General features: G+C 61.6%; 17 protein-coding genes. 9 read left to right on the top strand and 8 right to left on the bottom strand.

Annotation, left to right across the window (positions count from 1 at the left end; translation table 11 throughout):
- Window positions 1-238 precede the first annotated feature (238 nt).
- The 4 genes from ACOZ4I_RS19055 to ACOZ4I_RS19040 all read left to right on the top strand — a co-directional run bounded on the left by ACOZ4I_RS19055 (window position 239) and on the right by ACOZ4I_RS19040 (window position 5,994).
- The gene (locus tag ACOZ4I_RS19055; RefSeq protein ID WP_424005040.1) at window positions 239-2,080 is read left to right on the top strand and encodes a CARDB domain-containing protein; all 1,842 of its coding nucleotides are present in this window, start codon (window positions 239-241) and stop codon (window positions 2,078-2,080) included.
- 377 nt (window positions 2,081-2,457) lie between these two features.
- Window positions 2,458-3,303: a glycosyltransferase family 2 protein gene (locus ACOZ4I_RS19050; protein ID WP_424005038.1), complete on the top strand. Its 846-nt coding sequence runs from the start codon at window positions 2,458-2,460 to the stop codon at window positions 3,301-3,303.
- 455 nt (window positions 3,304-3,758) lie between these two features.
- Window positions 3,759-4,700 carry a DUF1616 domain-containing protein gene (locus ACOZ4I_RS19045; protein ID WP_424005036.1) on the top strand — a complete coding sequence of 314 codons (942 nt, stop codon included), beginning with the start codon at window positions 3,759-3,761 and terminating at the stop codon, window positions 4,698-4,700.
- A gap of 157 nt (window positions 4,701-4,857) precedes the next feature.
- Window positions 4,858-5,994 (top strand): FG-GAP repeat domain-containing protein, encoded by a 1,137-nt coding sequence (locus ACOZ4I_RS19040; RefSeq protein ID WP_424005034.1) that lies wholly within the window; start codon window positions 4,858-4,860, stop codon window positions 5,992-5,994.
- Between the two features lie 70 nt (window positions 5,995-6,064).
- On the opposite strand, the gene ACOZ4I_RS19035 is transcribed toward ACOZ4I_RS19040, so the two are convergent.
- Window positions 6,065-7,345 carry a nucleotide sugar dehydrogenase gene (locus tag ACOZ4I_RS19035; RefSeq protein ID WP_424005032.1) on the bottom strand — a complete coding sequence of 427 codons (1,281 nt, stop codon included), beginning with the start codon at window positions 7,343-7,345 and terminating at the stop codon, window positions 6,065-6,067.
- Between the two features lie 295 nt (window positions 7,346-7,640).
- Here ACOZ4I_RS19035 and ACOZ4I_RS19030 point away from each other — a divergent pair, with 295 nt between their 5' ends.
- Complete coding sequence (locus ACOZ4I_RS19030) at window positions 7,641-9,209, top strand: lipopolysaccharide biosynthesis protein (RefSeq protein WP_424005031.1); 1,569 nt, start codon at window positions 7,641-7,643, stop codon at window positions 9,207-9,209.
- Window positions 9,210-9,292: 83 nt separating this feature from the next.
- Here the strand turns inward: ACOZ4I_RS19030 and ACOZ4I_RS19025 are convergent, their stop codons facing one another.
- Complete coding sequence (locus ACOZ4I_RS19025) at window positions 9,293-10,465, bottom strand: glycosyltransferase (RefSeq protein ID WP_424005029.1); 1,173 nt, start codon at window positions 10,463-10,465, stop codon at window positions 9,293-9,295.
- Between the two features lie 68 nt (window positions 10,466-10,533).
- Window positions 10,534-10,941, bottom strand: a complete 408-nt coding sequence (locus tag ACOZ4I_RS19020; RefSeq protein ID WP_424005028.1) for a hypothetical protein — start codon at window positions 10,939-10,941, stop codon at window positions 10,534-10,536.
- Between the two features lie 265 nt (window positions 10,942-11,206).
- Between ACOZ4I_RS19020 and ACOZ4I_RS19015 the strand changes: the two genes are divergently transcribed.
- The gene (locus ACOZ4I_RS19015) at window positions 11,207-12,211 is read left to right on the top strand and encodes a DUF1616 domain-containing protein (protein ID WP_424005026.1); all 1,005 of its coding nucleotides are present in this window, start codon (window positions 11,207-11,209) and stop codon (window positions 12,209-12,211) included.
- 70 nt (window positions 12,212-12,281) lie between these two features.
- Window positions 12,282-14,081, top strand: a complete 1,800-nt coding sequence (locus ACOZ4I_RS19010) for a hypothetical protein (protein WP_424005025.1) — start codon at window positions 12,282-12,284, stop codon at window positions 14,079-14,081.
- A gap of 57 nt (window positions 14,082-14,138) precedes the next feature.
- Here ACOZ4I_RS19010 and ACOZ4I_RS19005 read toward each other — a convergent pair whose 3' ends face one another.
- The 3 genes from ACOZ4I_RS19005 to ACOZ4I_RS18995 all read right to left on the bottom strand — a co-directional run bounded on the left by ACOZ4I_RS19005 (window position 14,139) and on the right by ACOZ4I_RS18995 (window position 18,643).
- Window positions 14,139-15,935 (bottom strand): asparagine synthase-related protein, encoded by a 1,797-nt coding sequence (locus ACOZ4I_RS19005; RefSeq protein WP_424005023.1) that lies wholly within the window; start codon window positions 15,933-15,935, stop codon window positions 14,139-14,141.
- A gap of 109 nt (window positions 15,936-16,044) precedes the next feature.
- Window positions 16,045-17,007: a glycosyltransferase family 2 protein gene (locus tag ACOZ4I_RS19000; RefSeq protein ID WP_424005021.1), complete on the bottom strand. Its 963-nt coding sequence runs from the start codon at window positions 17,005-17,007 to the stop codon at window positions 16,045-16,047.
- 259 nt (window positions 17,008-17,266) lie between these two features.
- Entirely contained in the window at window positions 17,267-18,643 is a 1,377-nt protein-coding gene (locus ACOZ4I_RS18995; RefSeq protein ID WP_424005019.1) for a right-handed parallel beta-helix repeat-containing protein, read from the bottom strand.
- A gap of 524 nt (window positions 18,644-19,167) precedes the next feature.
- On the opposite strand from ACOZ4I_RS18995, the gene ACOZ4I_RS18990 reads away from it, so the two are divergent.
- Window positions 19,168-20,154 carry a hypothetical protein gene (locus ACOZ4I_RS18990; protein ID WP_424005017.1) on the top strand — a complete coding sequence of 329 codons (987 nt, stop codon included), beginning with the start codon at window positions 19,168-19,170 and terminating at the stop codon, window positions 20,152-20,154.
- Between the two features lie 95 nt (window positions 20,155-20,249).
- On the opposite strand, the gene ACOZ4I_RS18985 is transcribed toward ACOZ4I_RS18990, so the two are convergent.
- Complete coding sequence (locus ACOZ4I_RS18985; protein ID WP_424005015.1) at window positions 20,250-21,638, bottom strand: glycosyl hydrolase family 28-related protein; 1,389 nt, start codon at window positions 21,636-21,638, stop codon at window positions 20,250-20,252.
- 453 nt (window positions 21,639-22,091) lie between these two features.
- The gene (gene wecB, locus ACOZ4I_RS18980) at window positions 22,092-23,237 is read right to left on the bottom strand and encodes a non-hydrolyzing UDP-N-acetylglucosamine 2-epimerase (protein ID WP_424005013.1); all 1,146 of its coding nucleotides are present in this window, start codon (window positions 23,235-23,237) and stop codon (window positions 22,092-22,094) included.
- Between the two features lie 447 nt (window positions 23,238-23,684).
- Between wecB and ACOZ4I_RS18975 the strand changes: the two genes are divergently transcribed.
- Entirely contained in the window at window positions 23,685-24,872 is a 1,188-nt protein-coding gene (locus ACOZ4I_RS18975; protein ID WP_424005012.1) for a glycosyltransferase family 4 protein, read from the top strand.
- The last annotated feature ends 13 nt before the right edge of the window (window positions 24,873-24,885 follow it).

Below are 24,885 nucleotides of genomic sequence, written 5' to 3'. Positions count from 1 at the left end.
AGTATGCCCCAGTGATGCCGGTACCGTCGGGCCAGAGGTATCTCTATCACTGATCCGCGAACACCTGGCCCGTTTCGAAACGGCCACGCCGTCAGCTGGTTGTGAATTCGACTGTCGACCGCGTAGCGACCGACGATACATCGCCAATCGAAGTGTTTCGCAGCGGTAACAGTCAGTGAGCGTATAACGCGTGGTAAATTGGCCGTAACAATAGTATTGGATTTCCAAAAATAACGCCATGTCCACTTCAGGGTACGGACTGGTACTGGTCGGTGGGGTCCTCGTGTTACTCGTCGTCGGTGGCGTGACGACGGGACTGGTCGGGAACACGGGAGAGACGGGGCCAACACTCGCGAGCGAGAGTCCTGGTGGCGGAAACGCACTGGCTGTCACTGGGGTCGAGAGCCCCAGTGAGGTCAGACCCGGAGATTCACTGCGTGTGCGAGTGCGAGTCGAAAACACTGGTGATCGTGAGATTACCGAATCACTCACATTGCGCGTGCGTGACGACGATGGAGCAGTGTCTGAGACGGGCGCAACCGTCGAACTCGGTCCGGGTGAGTCGACGGCCACCACGATCGTCGTCGATACCGAGGTGCTCGAGCCAGGGCAGTACACGTACGAGGTCAGTTCCGGCGCGAACTCGACGGCGACCGGTGCCGTCGCTGTACTGCACCCGCCAGCGTTCTCGTTGTCCGACGAATCCAGCGGACTGACCGTGGTCAAAGGGACCGCAGCGACACTGACCGCTAACGTGACGAACACCGGGGACTACCGCGGACTCCAGCGCGTCCACTTCGCGGTCGACCGAGACCGAGACGGTAGCGTCTCATCGACTGAGACAACCGAAAAGCGCGTCCTCTCGATAGCAGGTGGTCAGCAACAGACCGTCGAAGAACGTGTCGAGACGGGCGATCTGGAGCCGGGTCGGTACAGGTACCGGATCGCCTCCGAGAACGAATCGGTCAATGGAACGCTGACCGTCCAGCAGCCGGCGACGTTCGACGTTCAGAACGCCAGCGCACCCGCCGCAGTCAGGCGCGGTGACCCGGTCACCGTGTCAGCGACTCTCGAAAACGTCGGTGACGTCGGTGGGACAACGACAGTCGAGTTCAGCGGACCGAACGGGACTGAGCCGACGACCCGCACCGTGACGCTCGCCAGGGACGAGTCGACGAACGTGTCGTTCACCGCGACCACGGCGAACGTGAGCCGTGATACGCACAACTACACCATCTCGACGGAAACTGACGCGGCGACGAACGCAGTGAGGGTAGAGGACAGCTACTTCGAGGTCAGTCATCTGGACGGGCCGAGCGTCCTCTACGTCGGAGACACCGCGGTGTTCTCCGCGAGAGTGACCAACGTCGGGAACGTCACTGGGACACAGACAGTCGAACACCGAATCGACAGCGACGGCGACGACAGGCCGGAGGCCTACGGCGTCGAAGAGTCAGTGACGCTGAAGCCAGGTGAGCAGACTACCGTGCGCTTCGAACTAGAGTACACGCTGCTCGACGGCAAAGATTACCCGGTCGAGCCACTGAAGCTCGAAACCTACGTGTACGGTATCTACAGCGCGGACACGCGAGCCTCGTCCGCGTTGTCGGTCAAGCCGGCGTGGGCGTCCGGCGGGGGCGGTGGGTCGAGCGGTGAGTCCGACGACCGGAGCGTTTCGAACGGTGAAAAGGCGTCGCTCGACGAGATTACGCAGGACAAGTACGGGTACTACTACCACGAGGTGAGCGGAGAGACCCAACGGCAGGTTCGCGAGATCTACGACAGACAGCCCTTCGCGGACGGACTCGTCGCGGTGGAGGTCAGGACCCGCGAGCAGATCGCCCGCCAGGACTACGGAGCGGACATCGAACCGGGCGAGGAGTTCGACTTCACCGCACTCGACATCGAGACCCAACAGCAGGTCGAAGCGGAGTTCGACGCGCAATTCCAGAGCGAGAGCGGCGACAGAATCGAGTCGTGGGACGAGATCGCACAGACGGAGTACGGAACGACGTACGAGAATCTGACCGCCAGTCGTCAGTCGTCGGTGAGAGCTGAGTACCAGGAACAGTTCGACTGACAGACACGACACACGCTCAGAATCGGGTATTTTCGAACCAAAGACGAAATTCAGCGGTTTCGACGGTACCTGTATACTCCCGCTAATTTTGGAAAGTGAGGAATAACAATAGAATGACTTGTCCAAGGTGGTAGCAAGGGGGCCGTGTGTTGTGACTCGGCAAGCGGCTCCACGAGCTACCATGATCATCACTGCAACCGACGCTGATACAGACGCATGGGTTCGGCACCCCTGCCGACCCGAGACGACGAACGGCCGGTCTGGGTGTTCACCCGAGACTTCCGGTGTGGTTCGCCGCTGGACCGGGAGTGACGCAACGAGCCCGGCGGGCCGGCTGACACGTCACGCTACGTCGCTGCCTTCGGGGGGATCGCACCGTGGTTTATAAGGGATCTGAAGTCGGCGTCGTAATCCCGGCGTACAACGAGGAGGGGTTCATCGGGGAGGTCATCGACTCGCTGCCACAGTTCGTCGATAAGGTCTTCGTTATCGACGACTGTTCGACTGACGACACCTGGACGGAAATCAAAGAGTACGTCGACGCAGCGGTCCCGCAAGCCGCCGTCACGGACGACTCCGCCGAACAAGTCTTAGTCGCAGACGGTGCCGGAACGTCCGTCGGCGCGAACCAGTCGTTCCTCGACAGACGTATCGTCCCCGTCAGACACCAGACGAACGGCGGACGTGGGGCCGCAGTGAAGACAGGCTACGACCTCGCGTTGATGAGCGACATGGACGTCGTCGCCGTTCTCGACGGTGACGGGCAGATGGATCCAGACATCCTCGATCGGATCATCGATCCCGTCGTCGAGGGGGAAGCGGACTACGCGAAAGGGAACCGCCTCATCTCGCGGCAACACTGCGCGCAGATGTCCAGATGGCGCCTGTTCGGAAACGTGGTCCTGACGCTCTTGACCAAGGTCGCGAGCGGCCAGTGGAACATGCGCGACCCGCAGAACGGGTACACGGCGATCTCCGCGGAGGCGCTGGACGAACTCGACGTCGACGACCTCTTCGACGACTACGGGTTCTTGAACGACGTGTTGATCCACCTCGACAGCCACGGACTGACTGTCCAAGACGTTCCGATGGACGCTATTTACGGCGACGAGTCGAGCGGAATCAGATACGGGTCGTTCGTTCCGAAACTGTCGCTGTTGCTGCTACAGGGCTACATCTGGCGGATTCAGCGAAAGTACCTCTCTCGAACGGAATCCGAGTAGCAACGCCCCGTACGTTCGTGAATCTCTAGTGGAGGATTCTGTCCGACCAGTTCGAAGTGTGGAACCATCCCACCGATGCGCTTGGTCAGCTCAGCCAGACACTACGGCCACCGTCGGCGATGCGACGCGCACCGCCAGTCGAAGCCCGAGCGCTTCGAGACAGCTCTCGGGAGGGTCGATGTCGAACCAGGCGTCGGCGAACCGAAACGCGCCGATCGAGCTCCGTTCGGTGAGCCATGCATGTATCGGCCCGGTTCGTCAGGGTTGGACTGCGCAGAGAGGTATCCGAATCGACGGGAGTACGGAACCGAGAAGTGCGTAGGAGAAATTGGTAACCAGCGAACTGAACGGGTTTTCGGGTGCCTCCCGCAACGACTCGACCTGCGCTCCATCGCACTCGACTTCCCCCCGTTATGCAGTTGTTACTTATGATGACGGAGGCGTGAACGGAGCGTATGGGTAGGTGGTCGGATACGTCGCCAGCGACTGTCGATTTGCTTGCTGTCGTGGGATACACAGCGATTACGCTCCTCGCAACGCTGTCGCCGCTGGATGGCATCCCCCTCGCAGCCATCGCACTGCCGTTCTTGCTGTTCGTTCCGGGCTATGCCGTGGTCGCGTCCCTCTTTCCGACTCGGAATCCGAGATACGAACAGCACCGGCTAATCGCCACCGAGCGGATCCTGTATTCGGTCGCGGCGAGTATCTGTCTGGCGATCATCGTCGGAGTCAACCTCGAGTTCACGCCGTGGCCGATCCGTCCGACACCGGTCGTCACCGCCCTCGCAATCGTGACGATCGTGGCGAGCGCTATCGCGCTGTTCCGTCGCTACAGCAGGACGCCGACGGGGTCGAGCCAGACCGCGATGCCGTACGGTGACTCACGGACAACCAGCGGGAACTCCGACGGCGACGGGATCCAACTCGGGACGATCGTCGTCTGCCTGGCGATCCTCGTCACGTTTGCGAGCGTGACGCTGGTTGCAGCGCAGCCACAGCGGGGCGAGGCCTACACCGAGTTCGGACTGCTAACCGAGAACGAGACCGGCGTGCTGGAAGCGAGCGGCTATCCCGAGGAGATAACGCTGGGCGAGTCCGAACAGCTGTACTTCTCGGTCACGAACCGCGAGATGGAGACGACGGAGTACGTCGTCGTCGTGCAGTTGACCAGAACCGCACCGACGGGTGAAGTCATCGAGCGTGCGCGCCTCGATACTTACGACAACCGAACTGCGCCCGGAGATCGCTGGCTACAGCGCCACACCGTCACACCGGTGCTCGAAGGCGAACGGCTCCGGCTGACGTATCTGTTGTACAGGGACGGTATCCCAGAGCAACCCACGGCCGAGAACGCCTACCGTGAGGCACACATCTGGGTCGACGTCACCGTGAGCTAGGGTCGACGTGGCGGTCACGGACCCCCTCAGTTCGAGGCTGTTGTATCCATCGTCGATGAGCCAGACGGTCGGTGAGAACGGCGGTTTGAGGGCGATACGTAACGTGACAGCGGGATAAGAGTAAAATAACAATACCGGCATCGGCCGAGAAGCCGCTATGCAGTTCTCCCACGAGCGTATCGACAGTCACCCGCCCTGTAGCAAGCTCAGCGGCTTGCAAACGGGTGATTTCACTGGTAACGGACGTCCAGACCTCATCGTCGTGGGCATGGGCGGGGACCCGGCGGTCACGGTCGCGGGAACAGACGTGCAGCTGCCGACGGTCGGGCCGCTCAGTCGGGTGACACCGCGATTCGAGACGAATATCTTCTGGTACGAGAACCCGGGCTGGGACCGACACGTGCTGGCACCGGAGACCGACCTCCATCCGGGGGTCGGTAGCGACCTCGCCGACATCAACGGCGACGGGCGACTCGATCTGGTCGTCGGACAGGGGTTCGGTCGATCCGACATCTACTGGTATTCCCAGCCGGAGAACCCGAGAGAGTCGTGGGAGCAGTACCACATCTCCAGTCGATTCGAGAAGTACCACGACCTGCTCGTCGCGGACGTCGACGGCGATGGAAACGACGAACTTGTGGGGCTCTCGCAGGACAGCGAAACAGTGTTTTACTACGACATCCCGGCCGATCCGTCCCAGGAACCGTGGCCGGACGCGAACCTCCATCTGATCGACACTGGTGTCAGGGTCGAAGGAGTAGCGGTGGCCGATCTGGACGGTGACGGAGCGCGTGAGATCATCGCCGGAACGAACGTGTATCATCGAGCGGGCGACGACTGGCGACGCGAGGACCTCTGTACGGGGTGGGACGACACGCGAGTCGCCGTGACCGATCTCGACTGCGACGGGACGCCCGAAGTGGTACTCTCAGAGGGGGATTCGCCCACCTTCGGAACACACCCGGGACGCGTCGCGTGGGTCGAGTACCCCGGCGGTGACCCGACAGTACTCCGAGACGATATGTTCTGTCCCCACAGCCTCCAGACGGCGGACCTGACTGGGAACGGGTACCCCGACATCTACGTCGGAGAGATGTCCCTGGGAGAGAACGACCGCCCCGTCCACCTCGTCTTCGAGAACCTCGGCGGGTTCGAGTTTCGCGAGCACGTCGTCGAACGGGACATCGCCACGCACGAGGCGAAACTCGTCGATATGACCGGCAACGGGCGACTCGACATCGTCGGGAAGTCGTACGGCCCGGACCACCACGTCGACGTGTGGTACCGACAGTAAGCGTGCGTTCGAGAAGTGGACTGACAAGTGTCGAAACCGACCGCACCGGTCGACACCGGCTGCTGCATTTTCAGATGCCGACGTGTTCGAAACCGTGTTGCTCCCACGTGTCGGCGTCCACGAGGTCGAGTGGATCGACCACAACCCGCTCGCCGAGGAGCGACCCGACCCATTGGGGATCGAGACCGGCGAATTCGTCGTGGGCGCTGGTCAGCACCGCCGCGTCGGCACCGTCCAGCGCCTCGGCGAGCGGCATCAGTTCGAGGGAAGGACTCGTCACGTGGGGATCACACAGTCTGATTTCGGTCGCCCCCAGACCTCCGTCCGCGACTCGGCGCTCCGCGGTTGCGGGATCGGAGAGAATCCGTGCGATCTCCAGTCCGGGACTGTTTCGCGTGTCGTCGACGTTGCCCTTGTACGCGACTCCGAGAATTGCGATGGCCTTGTCCTCCAGCGTGTCGAGCGCCTCCGCGACCAGGTCCGCGACGTAGCCGGGCATTCGGTCGTTCACCTTCCTTGCGGCGTCGACGAGCTGTGTCTCGTCGGAGCGCTCGGCGAAGAACAGCGGGTCGACCGGGAGACAGTGACCACCGACGCCGGGACCGGGACGCAGGATGTCGACACGCGGGTGGTTGTTCGCCAGCCTGATCGCCTCACGGACGTCGACGCCGTAGTCCCGGGCAGTGAGTGCCAGTGTGTTGGCGTAGGCGATGTTGACGTCACGGAACGCGTTCTGGACGAGCTTGACGAACTCGGCGGTGGTGGCGTCGGGCGCGATCCTGAGGTCCCCCGTCGGGACTGTCCCGTACAATTCCTCGATCGCCGCGGTCGACTCTGCGTCGATGCCGCCGAGAATGCGGTCGTTGGACCGGAGTTCGGCAACGGCGTTGCCTGGGAGCATCGTCTCAGGGACGTAGCCCAATCCGATGTCGGATCCGGGCTCCAGTCCCGATTCGGCGAGGATCGGGGCGAGGACGGTCTCGGTAGTCCCGGGAGGGACGGTCGATTCGAGGACGACCACGTCGTCGGTTCGCAAGAGGGGGCGGACGTTCCGTGCGGCGGCCTCGACGTACTGGAGGTCCGCACGGCCGGCGTCCATGTCGTACGGCGTCGGGACGCAGACGAGGTGGTATTCGGCCGGTTCAGGATGGGTTGAAACCGTGAGATCGCTTTCAAGCGCGCCACAGACGTAGGATTCGAGTTCTTCTTCCGTGACCTCGGGCTCACCGCGTTCCAGTCGGCGTCGGACGCGATCGTCGGTATCGTAGCCGATTACTTCGTGTCCGTTATGCACGAACAACGACGCTGTCGCCAGTCCGATGTATCCGAGCCCGTGGACACAGATCTTCATTACGCTCGACTTGTCGGTTAGCCACTCTGTTATATGTCGGATACCGAACGGTAACGCCGCTGGTCGGTTGCTAACCGCAGTCGCAGATAGACCTTACCACGCGTCTCGCGCCGGGCGAGCGAGGTTCACAGGGACGGACCGAAACGTGTAGCAGGAAGGAAGAGTATTACTATCTAGAACAGTTAGCTAACGAACGACACAGGCGTCGGCTCGCAGACGGTATCGGGACTGGAAACCTCGCCCGGAGACAACAGATGGACACGATTCCGTACGATATTGTCACGGTCGAAGAGGGGTGGCAGTACCGCTGGCGCTGGCTCTCGGGAGCACGCTCGCAAGTAGAACCGGAGGCACCGTGAGAGATTGGTTGAGAGCGATATTCCGGCGAATTCGAACGATCCTCACACCCGGAGAGAGTCTGATCGAGCAGTCGGTGACGGGAGGCATCTGGCTGACGCTACTGAACATCACCGGGCGTGCCTTCCAGATTTTGACGGTGGTCTTTCTGGCTCGTCTTCTAGACCCGCGCGCGTTCGGAATCGTGGGGTCGGCGATGCTGGTCATCACCGGCCTCAGGCGCGTCTCGAAACTCGGCCTCAACGACGCACTGATTTACAACGAAAGCGAGAACGTCGACCCCTATCTGAACACGGTGTGGGTGCTGAACGGGAGCAGAGGAATACTACTCGGAGGCACGCTTTTCGTCGCGGCACCGGGAATCGCGTGGTTCTTCTCGGAGCCAAACATCGAACCAATCCTCCGCGTAATGGCGATCGGCCCTGCCATACTGGGACTGAGAAACCCATCGATCGTCTATTTCAAGAAAGACCTGAACTTCCACAAGCAGTTCGTGTACGACGTAAGCGGTGACGCCGCCTACTTTTTCGTCGCGCTCGCGTACGCGATGTTCGACCCGACCGTCTGGGCACTCGCGTTCGGATACGTCGCTCGTAATCTCGTCCGTACCGGCTTTTCGTTTGTTCTCAGCGGCTACCGGCCCTGGCCGTCCATCGATGTCGCGCGCGCCGCGGAAATGATCGATTACGGCAAGTGGATCACCGCATCGAACGTGTTGAACTACGTGAGCAACCAGGGGGACGACATCTTCGTCTCGTGGTTGCTCGGTTCCTCGGCACTCGGGTTCTACCAGCTCGCCTATCGGCTGTCGAACGCACCGGCGACCGAGTTAGCCCACGTCGTCTCGCAAGTGAGCTTTCCCGCGTATTCGAAAGTCCAAGACGACCCCGAAACGGTCCGATCCGCGTTTTACCGGACGATCCGCCTCTCGATGTTCCTGGTCGCGCCGATGGCGATCGGAATCGCACTCGTGACTGAACCGTTCGTCACCGGCGTTCTGGGAGAGCAGTGGCTACCGATGGTAGTCCCGATGCAGCTACTGGCGATGTATGGGTTACTTCGCGGCTATCTCGCGTCGTTCGGGTCCGTCTGGCGAGCGACCGGCAACCAGGATTACCTCGTGAAAGTACAGTTACTCACCATCGTTCTCATCGCCATCCCGATCTATCCTGCCGCGGTCAGGTACGGAATCTCGGGCGTCGCAATGGTAATCGTCGCCGTCTACGCGTTCGTGATGACGCCAGTGGACATGTACTTCGCCGTCGAGGCTATCGACGGCAGTTTCCAGCGGCTGGCGAAGGAGTTCGCCTACCCGCTCCCCGCGGCCGGAGTCATGGGACTGGTGGGGCTGTGGATCCAGCGTGTCATCACGATAGCGCCGCTACTCGAATTCGTGTTACTCGTGGTCGTCGGTATCGTGACCTACGCCGTCGCAGTGCTCGCGATCGAATCGCAAATCGAGTGGGGAATCGTCGACGAAATTCGAGAGCTCACATCGTTTATCTGACCGACGGAACCACGAGAAAATGCTGGGGCCTGGTACACTCTGTGTCCGCCACTGTCGACGGAGCGATACTCGTCGGCCGAAGGTTACCGGACGTGAGTCTGAATGAACTGCTCGTAGTCATCGAGTACCTCGCCAGGGGAGAAGTCGTCCGCTCGTCGTCGTAGGGCAGTGGTATCCGTCTCCTCGTCGAGCGTTTCCTCGACGGCCGTCGCGATCTCCGTTGGGTCACCGACGGGCGTGAGACGGCCGTACTGCCCGTCCGCGAGGATCTCCCGGGGCCCGCTGGGGCAATCCGTCGAGACGACCGGACAACCACAGGCCATCGCCTCGATGAGTACAGTCGGGAGCCCCTCGAAGCGAGACGTGAGCAAGAAGGCGCTCGCCTGTTCCATAAACCGATACGGGTTGTCGACGTACCCGGGGATCGAAACGACGTCCCCGAGACCCATCTGGGCGGCGGTTTCGCGGAGGTCGTCGCGAAGTGGACCCTGACCGGCGACGACCGCTCTGGTGTCCGGCCTCGCCTCGTGAACCCGCGCGAACGACCGAAGCCACGTCTCGAGGTCCTTCTGCGAGTCGAGTCTGCCGACGAAAAGGATCACCTGGAGGCCGTCGTCTTCGATCCACCGATGATCGACTGGGCGGCGGGCGCGTTCGCGGACCCGTTCGATCTCGATCGGATTGTGCAGCACGGTCACGTCGTCCGCTCGGAGCGACATCTGCTCGACGAGGCTGTCGGAAACTCCCTCGGAGACGGCGATCACGCGGTCGGCCGAGGGGAGCAACCGTACGGCCAGCCGCCTGAGCAGTTTCGACTTCAGCGACCCTGCCGGTTCGACGTCGAACGCGTTGTGTTCTGTCGGAACGACTTTGGTCCGACTGTCGGCAAATTTCGCCGCCGCGAGACAGACCGTGTTCGCGTGCGTTACCTGTGAGAGTAACGCGTCCGGTTCAGTGTTCTCGAGGTACGAGACGAGTCGCGGAACGTGCGCCGTGATACCTGCCACGGGAACACGTGACTGGCCAAGCGTGGCGACCGGTACGTCTTCGTCGATCTCCGTGTGGAGTTTCCCGTACGGGTGAGAGAGGACCAGTTCGACATCGTACCCGCGACGATACAGTCCGTTGACGATGTTCACAGTCACCTGCTCCGCACCGCCGACCGTCAGGTTCGGGATGTAGAACCCGATCGACGGACCTTCCCCGCCATCGTCGGTGGGGCGTGAGGTGGCGGTCACGGGTTCGGGACGGGGCATCTGGTTCGACTGTTTCCGTTCGGCTTCTTTGTTAGAAACCCGCTACGGCGCAAAACAGATCACAGGCGTCAGGCCGTGTAGTGAACGAACCGCTGAACGATGAGATACAGCAGCAGGGCGAACCCGAGGTAGACGAGCCAGTTCAGACGACGCCACCAGTCCGGTTTCCCGTGGACCGGTGCGACCAGCACCCTGGCGATCAGTAGCCCGTTGAGCGAGAGGATGAAATACAGATCGAGCGCCCACATGTCGAAGAGAAGCAGGAGCGTCAATGTGGCCGCCATCCACCCGGTCTGAATGACGACGAGGCTCCAAAAGCGACTGGACTGGTCCATATCTGCTCCGCGATGGCTGTAGTTCCGGTCGACGGGCGAATCGGCCCCATCGGAGCTGTCGAAACGCGCAGTAGTGATTCGATCCCAGAACGACGGTTCGACGAACTCGTCGGTGTCTTCGCTCACGATCCAGTCACCCACCGAGTGCCACGCGTCGAGAGCATAATAAAGGTGTGCGAAACTCCGACATAGAGGTATATGCCGTTTACCCTGGTCGGCGAACGAGCAGGTCGACCAGACCGGGCGGAACCCGCATCAAACGATTGGTAGACTCAAACTAACAATGCAGGTCTGCCTTCGAGAGGCAACACGATGAGTCCAGTACGGGGGACAGCAATCGTCGGCGAAGTCTTCTCCCGGTCTCACACGAAACTATGATTCGCCAAGATCTGTGGGTGCGATCACAGTGAGTCATCCTGACGAGCGAGGCGGCCGGGCCCTCGATAATCTCGATCTGCTCGTTGTCGGTACTGTTTCGGTCGGGACCGCGGTCGTCAGCCTCTGGCTCCCAGCCCTGCTACCGACGCCGCTTCGCGTCGTACTGGGGTTTCTCTTCGTCTTCGTACTCCCCGGGTACGCCGCCACCGCAGCGCTCTACCCGACGATGTACAGACAGATCGTTCGGGGATCGGAGAGCGAGACCGTCTCGGACGACACGCGGCTGTTCGGAACCGAGATCGCGGTGATGACGGTCGGCCTCAGCATCTTCTCGGTCCCGCTCCCGATATTACTCGTGAATCTCCTCGGCTTCGATATCGGGCCTGACACGACGTTCGCGCTCGTGACAGCGGTCACGGTGGTGTGTTCGGCCGCCGCGGTACTGCGTCGAGCACGATCCCGTACGGAACGGGCAGGCGTTCCCGTCGCACGCCTCGGCGAGCGTGTGACGAGCGACCTTCGTGCCCAGTTTTCCAGCGGGCCGACCGTCGGAGCGGTCACCGTCGTCCTCCTGTTGACCGCGGCAGGCGTCGCGGGCGCGACGTTGATCAGCCAGCCACAGGGAGAGACGTACACCGAATTCTCGCTACTTACGATCGACGACGAAACGGGGAACCTCACGGCGGACGAATATCCGACGTCGTTTGCGGCCGGGGACCCCCAGTCGGTGGTCGTGGCGATCACCAACCGTGAGGGGACCGAGACGAGCTACACCGTCGTCGTCGAGCAACAACAGATCGGACAGGAGAGCGACGGTCGACGTGTCAGACAGGCGACCACCGTCGACCAGTTCTCGCTGACGCTCGCTGACCAAGAGACGGAACGGCTCAATCGGTCGATCGAAATCAGCCAGATCCCCGGGTCGGAACAGAGCCGTCTGGCGTTTCTCCTCTATAGAGGTGAGCCCCCAGAGCGACCGAGCATCGAGAGTTCCTACCGCCATACCTACTTCTGGGTGACCGTCACGGAGTAATGATGGTCGGGACCGATCAGCCGCCGAAGACGGCACCATCGAACGCTGGATCCGAGTGGGGAGGTCGCAGATGACCGAACGACGAGAGAGTCGCGCCACGAAAGCGGCAGTCCTGAGTGGTGCGATCGTCGTCCTCCTTCTGACGATCATTCTCTTCCTCACGCCGCCGGCGGACGGCTACGAGTTCTCCGTCTACCGAGCACTACCGGTCGAGTTCTGGATACTGGCGATTTCGGGATTGGTCCTGTGCCAGTTGCTGATCGCTCGCTATGCCCTCTGGGACAGCGACTCGCCGCTTTCGTGGCGATACGGGGTTGTCATCGCACTCTCGATCGAGACGCTGATCCTGTCGCTCCCGTACTTTCGCGGCTATCAGGCCTACGACCGCGCTGACGTCCTGACGCACATCGGCTACATTCGGAGCATCCACCAGTTCGGAACACCGCCGGCGAAAGACATCTATCCGAACATCCACATTCTCACGCTCTCGCTCTCGTACGCGACCGGTATCGAGCCGCTCCATATCATCAACACGATCTCGATCGTCGTTCCGGTGTTCTCGGTACTGGCGTGGTACGCGTTCGTCGTCAGACTGTACGACCGACAGCGGGCGTTGTTGACGCTTCCTTTCGCGATACTCTTCGTCGCTGGGAGTGCCTACACCAACCCGTCGCCGTACACGCAGATATCGTTAGTCGTTCCGTTCGTCCTCTATCTGTTCGTGCGGGAGCGCCAGACTCGGTCCATTCCGTCCCGAATCGCCCTCGCGGTCGCCGCGGTGTCGCTCGTCATCTATCACCCGATAATAACGCTGTTCGTCAGCGGTATCCTGCTCGCATACGTCCTCGTGGACGGAGTACTGAGCGTCCACTCGGGGATCGAGGGCTCGCGGGCATCCGTCGGGAGAGCGGCGACCCTCCAGTTACTGGTCGGACTGTTCCTCTCCTGGTATCACGGCTTCGGCCCAATCATCAGGCGGAGCAGAGAAGCGATCCGTGGACTGTTAGGGACGTCCGGGGGGCAGTCACCGCTGGGACAGTACAGCTCGGCGGTCAGTTCGACTTCACCAGAGCTCTCGGACATCCTGGTCATCGGGTTCGTCGAGTACGGCGTCTCTGCGATCTTTCTGGCTATCGGCGGCCTGTACCTACTCACGAAGGTGTACGATGGACTTGTCGGCCAATTCGACACCGACGTCTACGAGGGGACCTTCGTCGTTTCGTTCGTCGCTTTCGCCGGCGCGTCGGTCTGCTTTCTCGTCTTCGACCTCATCGTCGGATTCGGCCGCCCGCTCCTGTACGTCAACATCTTCGGGACGCTGCTCGCCGGACCGCTGTTCTACTGGGCGTACCAGCGACTCGACTTCCGGCGGGGCATCACGCTGTTCCTCTGTGTCACTCTCGTCGCGTACAGCACGTTCGGCGTTCTGAGCCTCTATCACTCGCCCCTGAAAGCCGAGCCCGGGCGCCACGTTACCGACGCCGAACTGGAGGGGTCACAGTGGTTGCTCGATCACCGGAATCGGTTCTTCGGGACCGTCGAATACGGGATCACGCTGTGGCGGTTCGGTGACACCTATTTCGGGGTGACCAAGGACTCGCGACGAGAGATCGTCGATCCCGAGAGCCCGTTACCGCCACCGAGCTTCGGCTATCGGGACAACGACACGCTGGGGTCGTCGTATCAGACGAACCAGTACATGGTGATCACGACCAAAGGACGCGAGTTTTACCCGTCGGTGTACCCAGACTACCGGGACCAGTGGCGGTTCCACGACCGGGACTTCGAGCAGCTACGGCGCGATCCGACCACGTCGCAAGTGTATCACAACGGGAACGTGAACGTCTACCGCATCAACGGGACCGGGTAGTCAGCGGGTGAGAACGGCTTGCAGCCCCGAGACACGCGTTCGACTCGCGGTGGTGGGTCAATCGAGGTGCTCCTGAATCCAGTACTCTAGAGTCGTAATCTGCGCGAGAAGTGTGGCGTTGTTCGCTCCGTCCATGTGGGCAGAGTAGACCGCTTCCACGGCGTCCGCGTCGAACAGGTCGCGGTCCATCGCGGCGTCGATCAGTTCTGTCACGCGGCGATGGACGTACGTGTCCGTGTCCCTGATCCAGAAGTCCTGCAGTTGTCCGTTGGCGTAGGTCGGCTTCGAGCGGAGCCGGTTGACCACGACGTTGCCGACGAACCCGCCGACGTGGAGATGATAGGGTCTCGAGGGCTTGGTCTTCGTTCGCTCGTAAGTGATCTCCGACAGTTCGGGAGAGATCCGACGGCACAGTTCGAGTTTCGCGATCGACGTGCCGTAGGGTACTCCCCCGGCGTCGGACTGGAAGACCCGCTGGGAGAGGGGAAACGTCCCCTTCCGGTAGTACTGCGGGATCTTTGCGCACCATTCGAGATAGTCGCCGTCGACCTGGACCACCCTGTTGCCTGTCCAGTCACGCATCACCCGATTGCTCGCAAGTCCCAGCCGTGCGTAGTAGTTCTGGAAGTGGATGTCGAGCACCTTTCCACGATGTGTCCGCTCGGGAGTCCGCTCGGCCTCGGCCTTGAACGTCGCCAGCGGATCGACGTCGACGGTAAGGAGGTTCTCGACGGTCTCGACGTCGGTCGATGCCTCGCTGTTCTGCTGGGCCTCGACGATGGACTGGGCATCGTCGAGGTGATAGCGAAGCAGGTGATCGCCGATGAGTTCGCCCTGCATTCCCTCCATGAGAACCGGAACGTCGTCCCGGATGTGGTAGGTCGGCGAGAGGTTCGCAGTCGTGTTCCAGCGGAGCATCCCGTCGGTCGCTTCGATGACGCGCTCGAAGTCCTCGCCGAACGTCTCTGCGGAGAGCGGAATCTGAGAATACTCGATGCCGAGCGTCTCCGCGATCTCGCGGGCGATGCGCGGGTTGTCGTTCGTCGGCGGATTCGCGTCGTAGCCGTAGGCGGTCAGCGACTCCAGCGACCCGTCGGGAGCTTCGTCGAGCAGTGCCGCCGCGGTGGTTCGACTGTCGAGACCGCCGGACAGCCAGATGCCAGCATTCTCCGGGAGCGTCCCGCCAAATCGCCTGGCCGCCTGTCGGTACCGGTCTGCCAGTTCGTCGAAATAGGCCGACCCGGTCTCTGCCGGTTCGTACTCGGGTTTCCAGTAGCGACTCGTCGCGAGCGTGCCGTTCGTGACCTCCATGACTGTCGCCGGCCGCATCGCCCGAACGCCCTCCACGAGCGTTCGCTCACCCCACATGTGTCCCATGAGCAACATATCGCTCGCACCCTGGCGATCCAGTTCCGGCTCGTCGAGAAACGGCAACAGGACGTCGACGTCCGTCGCGTAGTACACCCCATCGTCTGTCGTGTAGTAGCACGAGCGAGCGCCGAGTTTGTCGGTGACGACGACGTGCGAGTCACGGTCGCTGTCGTAACACGCGATCAGGAATTCGCCTTCCAGCGCTCGAGCGGTCTCTTTCGGCCGATCCAACAATCTGTCGAACACCTCGGTCTCCGAAATCCCGAGTTCGCTTCGGTTCGTGACGACCCCGAAGACGACCCCCGCTCTTGAGCCGTCGTCCCAGACAGTCACCCCCTGCGGGTCCGCAGTCGTGTACGACAGTCCGAGTCCCGACCCACCGTGTTCGTACAGCCACGACTTCTCTCGCGTCCGAGCGCCGAGTTCGGACACCGCCTCCTGGAGGCGGGACCCGTTGACAGTCCCACCGATCATCCCGCTCATGATTTGCCGCTAATTTATCATCGTTCGTGATAAGAAAAGGGACCATACTATCGTTACTCGGCGTGTGCCGGGCGATGCAGCTATCGTAACGGCCGTCACCTGCAGGCACTCACGTCGATGGGAGCGGCATTCGAGAGAACACGGTCCGAGCGGCCTGTGCTGTTCTGTGGGTGAGGCGACCGCCAAGCGAGGCGAACGCGTAGACGTAAAACGAAGATTCGAACGGGTACGCCGCTATCGCGCGCCGCGAGTAACGGCGCGCCCCCTGGTAGTTGCCGGCGTAGACGCACGACTGAGCAACCCGGTGGTAGGCCCACCCTCTCATCTTTCGCTCGAACAGGAACCCGTACTGCAACGCGAGATCGCTGTACTTTTCGATGAACTGGTGGACAGTCGTCTGTAGTCGCTCGAAGTCGTCGGAGATCCGATTGCCGGCGTCGAACGTGTAGATGACCAGTGGCTCCGGGACGGCGAGGAAATCACAGACCTGAGACACTCGGATGTACCACTCCAGATCGGCCCAGCGCTGAATCTCCTCGTCGAACGGAACCTCCCGAGCGATGTCCGTTCGCACCACGACGCTGGACTGGGTCCCGACGACGTTCCGACAGAGGAGTCGCTTCGTCACGTCCCCCTCGATCGGGTCGGGAATCTTGCGTTCGGTGACGGTGCCGTCGCCCACGTGCTTCCGTCCGCTGTAGACGAGGCCGACATCGGGATCGGACCGCTCGAACGCCGCGACCTGACGCTCCAGTTTGTCCGGCGCCCAGCGATCGTCGTCGTCGAGGAAGGCCACATACGACCCCGACGCCGCGTCCACTCCGGTGTTCCGTGCGGCGTTCGCCCCCCTGTTCACGTCGTGGCGGATACAGCGGAGGTCTGCCACGTCGGGCGAGAGCTTTGCCACGACATCGGACGCCGGAGTCCGCGAGTGGTCGTCGACCACGACGATCTCGATCGGGCGGTACGTCTGGGCAGAGACGGTCTGAATCGCCCGCTCGAGGCACTCCGGTCGATTGTACGTCGTTATGACGACCGACACGAGGGGAGCGTCCGAATCAGTCTCGCTCATCGGTCAGGGATAATGGCTCGGAGTCAACTCTGATTCGTCCGTGACGTCGTCGGGCAATCTGATCGGGGGGTGCGCTCTTCTCATAACCAAACGGTGACTATCTGAGAGATCCCCGCCAAAGTCGCATAGTTACGCGCAGATTACCCCCGAGAGAGACGAGAGCGGTCAGCAGTCGGTTCCCGAATGCCGTCGCGGTCACCCGACAGAGCAGGTCCGTGACGGGGCACCTGACCGGGACTGCAGGCCAGGGGCGGCGCAGTCAGTGGTTCTTTTCGAGTTCGGCGATTCGCTGGGCGAGGTCGCGGACGTCCTGCTCGATGCTTTCGAAGTTCTCGTTGAGCGGGACGTGCCACTCCAGGCTGCCGGCCGCAGGCTTCGAGTAGCCCCCGTAGTCCGTCGTCTCGGTCGAGTCACCGGAATCGGTAGAGCCGTCAGTGCTGGTCGATCCGTCAGAGTCGCTGGACCCGTCGGTCGAAGAAGAACTGGAGACCGGACCGATCTCCGAGAGGGAGGGCACGTCGGGAGAGACCGGATCGCCGCGGGTCGCTCCCTCCAGGGTCGTCCCATCCGCGGAGCCGACGCCGGAGACGCCATCGTACACGAGCCCGGAGATCGTCCCGCCGCCGTTCCGAATCGAGACGGCTTCACCGTCGCTGTTCGACCCCACGTTGTGGACGGAGAACGGCCCTGAAGAGCTCCAGTCGATCCCGTCCGTGTAGATACCGTAGCCACGCATGTCGCTTCGGTCGACGTTCTTGAACGCGCAGTCGACGACGGTGACCGATCCCGGTGCGGGGAAATCGAGCGCCGGACGGTCGCTCCCGTCGACCAAGACGTTGTCGAGCAGGATCGAGCCGATGTCGTCCGTCTGCGGATTGCTCTTGACGGCCATCGTCCCGCGGTTCTGTGAGATACACCGGCGGATCGTGACGTCGCTTGGACCTGGGTTGATCTTGAGAAGCGCCGAATACTCGGTTCGTCCCATTCCGATACAGCGGTCCATCGTCAACGTCGCACCGGAACCCGTCATCACGTCACCGTCCGTCCCGATCATGTTCTTGAATACCGAATCCTCGACTCGGACTGTTCCGTCAGTGTTCAGGGAGAACCCGTGACCAGCCAGCCCCGAGATCCGGTGGGCCGCGTGACCGCACCGTTCGAACTCACAGCGCTTGATAACGAGGTCACCGGTATCGCAGGTAATGCCAGTGTTGGCCCAGTCTTCGAATCGACAATCGATCAGGCTGGTCGTTCCCTGGATGTCGTCGGCGTGAATGCCGACACCGATGCCGTAGTCCTGGTTGCGGCCGTTCCCGTTGATCGTCAACTGTTCGATCGTGACGTTCGAGATCGGAGTCGAAGGGGTGACGTTCCACAGGCTGTGGAACTTGGTCTGACCCCCAGCGAGCCTGATCGTGGTCGTGGCGTAGTCTTCACCCTTCCAGGTCAGGTCGTCCCATCGGCCATCTTCGGGAAAGTCGAGCGGTAAGCGCGAGTTCGCCCCGACGTCGTAGGTTCCGGCGGGGAAGAAGACAGTGCCGGCCGGTGCGGCCGCGTCAGCGGCCGCTCGGATCGCGGCCGTATCGTCGGTTCCGTCGTCGGGCGTCGCACCGTGATCTGTGACGTAGACAGTCATCGACGGCGGCCCCCCTCGTCTCGCCGAGTGAAACCGCCGGGCCGAGAGCGCGACGACTCCTGAGATCGCTGCGAGTTGAGCCGGTCGCGTGAGCGTGGTTCGATATGTGCGTAGGGTTGCTGGGACATCATACGACCAGAGGATTCGGAGTTGTTCTAATAAACGAACTAACCGAATATCGATGGTCAACCCTGCATCTACGCACGAAGGGATGATGCGTAGATGCCACTTTGTTACCAGTTTGGCGCTCTAGTAATAGGACATTACCGATGGTGTGAGAGTGGTAGGAGCCTCTTACCACGGGGCGAACCACCAGAACAGTCAGGTCAGTCACTCCAATATGCGTCTCGCCGACTGCGTCAGCGAAAGCGCTTCGTCGGTGAACGGACGACCGACTCGCAGGTGGCGTCGTGGTGTCTGATTCCGTCAGCGGGTCTCAGCCGCCGGCCGACTGCCCGACTCGTCGGTCGAGATTTGGCGTTTTTCCAAGTATAACTATATCCGGTTCGTCCGAGTACGGCATCATGCAAACCGATGCTCGCAGCTGGGCGAGCGAGCTTTCTCGGGGGATTCAACAGCGTGACTTGCAAGACGTGGCACGGGCGCTTCGAGGTGCGTTCAACGGACCGTACTACACACTGACGACGCGCTACCCGATCGGGACGAACATCTACGAGCGAGACTGGGATCTGCTGCTCGTGCTCGACGCGTGTCGGGTCGACGCTCTCCGAAGCGTCGCCTCAGAGTACGACTTCCTCGACGAAATTGGGTCGGTCTGGTCGGTCGGCAGCGCGTCACACGAGTGGATCTGCAAGACGTTCACGAACGAGTACCGCGAAGCTATCGCGGAGACGGCGCTGATCACGTCCAATCCGTTTTTCCCCCAGACGTTCAACGACAGGACGTTTCCGCCGAAAGCGTATTCCATTCCGGTGATGTGGCCGGACTGGGACATCGTCGAGAAGTCGGCGTTCGCGAAATTCCTCCACGTCCACAGACACGACTCCGACGAGCACTTCCCCGAAGCGCCACCGGACATCATGACCGACTACGCGATCAACGCGGCCCGGAACGGAACGTTCGATCGGATGGTCGTCCACTATCTCCAGCCACACACCCCGTATATCGCAGACGCGTACGCAGAGAACAGACCGCCGACTGCCGTCGAGGCCGATCCGTGGACGGCGCTGGATCAGGAAGTGGCGACAATCACTGAAGTCAAAGAGCTCTACCTCGAAAACCTCCGGTTCGTGCTGGACTCGATCGAGACCCTCCTGCGTAACGTCGATGCATCGAAGGTGGTCATTACGGCCGACCACGGGGAACTGTTCGGCGAGTTGGGCCTGTACGGTCACCCAGAGGGGTTTCTCCATCCGTCGCTAAAGAAGGTCCCGTGGGCGACGACGACGGCGACGGATCACCGGGAGCGGAGGCCCGACGTCGAGGAGTCCAGACAGGACAGCATGGACGCGGAGACGGAGCAACGACTCGCGGATCTCGGCTACCTCTGAGCCGCATAGTCCTGGCACCCCCATCCCCCGCGATTCGATCACCGAACACGTCGATACTGTCATCAGCGCGCCCGGCCACGGAGCGGTCACCGTCCCTAGACCGAGTGATCCGCGAGTCCGACCTCGGATTCGGTCGGGATGTCGGGTTCCAGCGGTGGTTCCCCCTGTCTGTCGGCTCGGACCGTCACGCCCTCGGTTTGGCCGAGTCCGCCCGTTCCGTCGTGTCTGACTTCCGCGATCGAGCCACTGCCCTCGAATATCTTCAGTGCAGGACCCTCGTTGTTGACGCCGACGTTGTGTATCGAGATTCGTCCGGAAGAGCCGAAGTCGAGTTCGTCGGTTCGGATTCCGCCCCGGTCCCTGCCTCGGCTCTCGTTGTTCTTGTCGACGTTCTTGATCGCGACGTCGTGGAGTTCGAGCGCCGTCGCGTTCGGGAAGTCGATTCCGGGCCAGCCGCCGCCGTCGATGAGGACGTTGTCCAGTTCGACAGTGCCCATATAGTAGTCGTACGGGTTCATTTTGACCGGGATCGTCGTCGACTCACCGCCGAGTATCTGGGTGTTCTTGATCGTTACAGCGGCGGCGGTCGGGTTGATTTTGATGCCGCCGATGCTGTCTTTCAGGACGCACTGTTCGATGTGTACGGTCTGCTTGTCGCCGTTGCGGCCCTTTCCAACGTCGATAGAAACACCTCGCTGATTCGTACAGACGACGTTCCTGATCGTCGTCGTCGTCTTCCGCGTGGCCTGCTTCGGCGAAATCGCGTGACCGTAGGCGACCACACCGTTGTCCTCGAACCTGCAGTCTTGAATATCACCATCCATCCCCCCGACCATCTTGATCCCCGAGTTGCGCGTCCTCATGATCCGGCAATTTCGTAAGGAGAAGGTCCCGTTCGAACCGTTCGTTCTGATCGCGGTTCCGACCGTATCCTGTTGCTCGGAGTGGAGGTCAATTGTCACGTTGCGAATCGAGATCTCGTCGCTCGCTTTCAGACCGTCGCCGGTGACGTGGAACGCGTAGTGGACGTGCTCCTGGTTCGGAGCCATGTGGAGCGTACTCCGTGTCTCGCCGTCGACGCTCCCGCGAATCGTCACGTTCCGGTGCTGGTCTGTGAGTGAGATGGCGGCCCGGACATCTTCGGGGGAATCGATCACGATGTCGCCGGGCGGAAACTGCAGGATACCGCCCGGGTGAACGGCATCGAGCGCGCGGCGGATCGCAGGCGTGTCGTCCGTCTGCCCGTCGACACGAGCGCCGAATTGGCGGATATCGACGACGGACGGGTCGTCCGTCTGGGACTGGCGACTGTCGGGTGTCGACGAGCGCGGCTCGTCAGTGGCCTGTGGCGTCGGCGTTTCCGACCGCGGTCCCGACTCCCGACTTCGGCCACCGTCTGAATACGCTCGAAAGGCCACCGTTCCCACCCCTGTGGCTCCGATCAGAGCGAGCAGTTTCCGGCGGTTCAATCTTTCATCCAGCATCAGTGGGGACTCCAGCGGGGTTCACAGAGGCGCGTGACGCCACCGACGTCAGAGAGAGGGCCGTTCCTTGTCGCGGACGACGGCGTCTGGAGGCCAACGCCACGAAGCGGTGATGGCTGCGTCACTACCACTGTCGCTGGCCGACGGTAGGAGTCGGTGGCTAATAAATAGTAAGTAGTTACCCGCGGAATTAACGCCCACTGAGTGACAAAGCGACGTGTGGGGCGGTACCGGTTCGGGAGTCGGACAGTGCTCGCGGCGAGCGTGTGACAGCGCCGTAGAGACATCTGTTCACTCTCACCCGTTTCGCGCTCGAATCCACCGTTGTGCGTCGAGGCTGTGCGCGGGGGAATCCCGCAGAGAAACGACCGATCCATCCGCCGAACTCACCACGCCGGTGTCGGAGGCAGGCCCGTTATCCCAGCAGTATCGCCCTGGGCGATCGGGCATCTCCTACAGTTCCCTGGGAGCCTCTTTCGCCGGCGATTCGGTCTCTCGTTCCGCGTGCTGGCTTTCGAGTCCGACGTCGTCGAGAATGTGTTCCGCGGCGTGGCCGTCGCCGAACGGTGGCTCCCACTCGCCCGATTTCGAGTCCATCCGACGCGCACCGGCCACGATGTCGTCCGGTCGATGCCCGACGACACAGTTCGCGCCCACGAATGCCGTTTCGGGGCGTTCAGTGCCGTTTCTGAGGGTGACACAGGGTGTCCCGAGGATACACGTCTCCTCCTGGACGCCGCCGGAGTCAGTGAACACGAGCGACGCCGTGCTCTCGAGACGTAAGAAATCGAAGAAGTCGAGCGGATCGATCGCCCGAATGCAGTCCGGTACCGAGAGGTCGAAGGTTTCGAGTCGATCCTGCGCGCGCGGGTGAACTGGATAGATCACTTCGTTATCGCGGTGTTGTGCGGCCGCCGCGACTCCGAAGAGAATGTTCGCAAACCGATCGCGGTCGTCGACGTTCTCGGCTCGATGGGCTGTCAACAGGTCGAACTCTCCCGCGTCGACATCGAGCATCGAGAGCGTCGAACTCGTCGACGCGGCGGTCTCGTCGTACATCTCGACCGCGTCGACGATCGTGTTTCCTGTCACCGTGATCCGATCGCCGGGAATTCCCTCGTCCCTGAGCAGCGCCGCGGTCTCTTCGGTGGGTGGATACAGGTGATCAACGGCGTGGTCGACGATGATTCTGTTGCACTCCTCCGGCATCTCACGGTCGTAGCTGCGGAGACCGGCCTCTATGTGTGCAACCTCGATGCCATCGATTTTACAGGCGGCCAGCGCCCCCGCGAGGGTCGAGTTCGTGTCTCCCTGGACGAACAGCACGTCGGGTTGGGTTTCGACGAGGTGCTCTTCGATCCCGAGTACCATCTCGCCGGTCTGTTGCCCGTGGCTTCCCGATCCGACGCCGAGGTTAACGTCGGGAGGATCGAGATCGAGCTGGCGAAAGAAGACGTCGTCCAACGATTCGGAGTAGTGCTGTCCCGTGTGGATCACGAGCGTCGAGACGTTCCGGCGTTGGCAAGCTTTGATGACCGGTGCGAGTTTGATAATCTCCGGACGGGTTCCGAGTACGAACGCCGCTGTCGAATCAGTCACCGCGTCTCACCCCCCGATTCGGTCGGCCCCAGGGTATGCCAGAACATACCATATTACTGAGTCATAGCCGAGACTGTTTGTTATAGACAACTTGTTACTCGGTAACACTCCTGTTCGGTTATGTCGTCCCTGATCATCGAGAGACGGGCCGTCGGCGGTTCCAAAGCGACAGGCGTAGTATCAAAGCCACAGATTCCTCAGAGTACGGAGAAGATACCGGCCGACCGGATCGACTACCATCGATCTGATAGAATAGCAGCGTTCGCTCTCCTGAACCAGGATTCCTCGGACAGTTGCTGTCTGTCGAATACACCACAGTCACCCGCGGTGAGGGCGGATACCACGGCCCTCCAGGACGGATTGCGATCACTGGTAATCACATGTCCAGAACTCAAGCCGACGGTAGAATGACCATAACTTTGGGTCGAAACCAAGAGGTCAGTGCAAATGAGCGTCTCAGTGTTGGCGAGCGCTGTCAACCATCCTGACGCCATCAATCCGTATATCGGACTCTTCAACCACCGTATCGTACGCTCGCTACGGGACGCCGGGATAGCTGTAGACGTCGTCTCCCCCCGACCGTTCGCGCCCCCGGTCGGTCCGAAATCCGAATACGCGGCGTTACCTGACTCCGAGGACTGGGGAGAGTACGACGTCCACCACCCGCGATTCTGGTATCTACTTCCGAAGCGACTCTTCTATGGTCTGGCCGGCGACTCGTTCGCCAGACGAGTCCCCCGATACGTTGCGGAAACTTTCGACGTCCCCGACGTCGTTCAGGCCTGTCACATCTACCTCGACGGCTACGGGATGCTGCCATACTGCCGGACGCACGACATTCCGTTGTTCGTCATCTCACACGGGCACTTCCTGAACGAATACGAGTCGTTGTCCCGAGGCGTGCGGAGCCGCGTCGACGAGACGCTCGAAGCAAGTGCAAAGGTGCTCTGCGTGAGCGACGCACTCGCTGACGAGGCCGCCACCCACGTGTCGGCGGAGAAGGTCGAAACGGTTCCAATCGGGGCAACACCAAGTCGCTATCCGGTCGATCGGAAGGAGCGCCTTCGAGAGGAGCTATCGATCGATCCAGATGCGACCGTCGCGCTGTTCGTCGGCGAATTCTGTGAGCGAAAGGGGATTCCGGAACTCGTCGACGTCCTCCCGAAGTTGTCGCTTCCGAACACGGAGTTCGTGTTCGTAGGCCACGGCGGTGCGATGCGCCTGGACCTCCAGAACGCACTGATAGAGAGCGATTTCACCGATCGACACGTCTATACGGGAATCACGTCGATGGCGCTCCGACGGTGGCTCGCGGTCGCCGACCTCCTCGTATTGCCGAGCCGGGCTGAAGGGCGACCAACGGTAATTTACGAGGCTATGGCGGCCGAAACAGCGGTCCTCGGGACCGACATCGGCGGCGTCACCGAGCAGGTCTCGGACGGGAAGACCGGAGTGATCATTCCACCGGAGAGACCGGATGAACTCGCCGATTCGCTCACCTCGCTACTTCGGGACCCAGCCCGACTCGACGCCATGGGTCAGCGCGGGAGAGACCGCCTCGTCGAGCAGGGGTGGACCTGGACGGCGTACGCTGAGCGCGTGGAGTCGCTCTATCAGGACGTCCTCGACGAATGAACGCGTGACAGGA

Source organism: Haloarcula salina (assembly GCF_049603855.1).
In the GTDB taxonomy this organism is placed as follows: Archaea; Halobacteriota; Halobacteria; order Halobacteriales; family Haloarculaceae; genus Haloarcula; species Haloarcula salina_A.
Note: the sequence above shows the minus strand (reverse complement) of the source record. Positions and strands in the feature narration are given on the sequence as shown.

Coding starts and splice junctions, on each gene's coding strand:
- ACOZ4I_RS19055 (WP_424005040.1), top strand. CDS start 239: ATGTCCACTTCAGGGTACGGACTGGTACTGGTCGGTGGGGTCCTCGTG.
- ACOZ4I_RS19045 (WP_424005036.1), top strand. CDS start 3,759: ATGGGTAGGTGGTCGGATACGTCGCCAGCGACTGTCGATTTGCTTGCT.
- ACOZ4I_RS19040 (WP_424005034.1), top strand. CDS start 4,858: ATGCAGTTCTCCCACGAGCGTATCGACAGTCACCCGCCCTGTAGCAAG.
- ACOZ4I_RS19035 (WP_424005032.1), bottom strand. CDS start 7,345: ATGAAGATCTGTGTCCACGGGCTCGGATACATCGGACTGGCGACAGCG.
- ACOZ4I_RS19025 (WP_424005029.1), bottom strand. CDS start 10,465: ATGCCCCGTCCCGAACCCGTGACCGCCACCTCACGCCCCACCGACGAT.
- ACOZ4I_RS19010 (WP_424005025.1), top strand. CDS start 12,282: ATGACCGAACGACGAGAGAGTCGCGCCACGAAAGCGGCAGTCCTGAGT.
- ACOZ4I_RS19005 (WP_424005023.1), bottom strand. CDS start 15,935: ATGAGCGGGATGATCGGTGGGACTGTCAACGGGTCCCGCCTCCAGGAG.
- ACOZ4I_RS19000 (WP_424005021.1), bottom strand. CDS start 17,007: ATGAGCGAGACTGATTCGGACGCTCCCCTCGTGTCGGTCGTCATAACG.
- ACOZ4I_RS18995 (WP_424005019.1), bottom strand. CDS start 18,643: ATGACTGTCTACGTCACAGATCACGGTGCGACGCCCGACGACGGAACC.
- ACOZ4I_RS18990 (WP_424005017.1), top strand. CDS start 19,168: ATGCAAACCGATGCTCGCAGCTGGGCGAGCGAGCTTTCTCGGGGGATT.
- ACOZ4I_RS18985 (WP_424005015.1), bottom strand. CDS start 21,638: ATGCTGGATGAAAGATTGAACCGCCGGAAACTGCTCGCTCTGATCGGA.
- ACOZ4I_RS18975 (WP_424005012.1), top strand. CDS start 23,685: ATGAGCGTCTCAGTGTTGGCGAGCGCTGTCAACCATCCTGACGCCATC.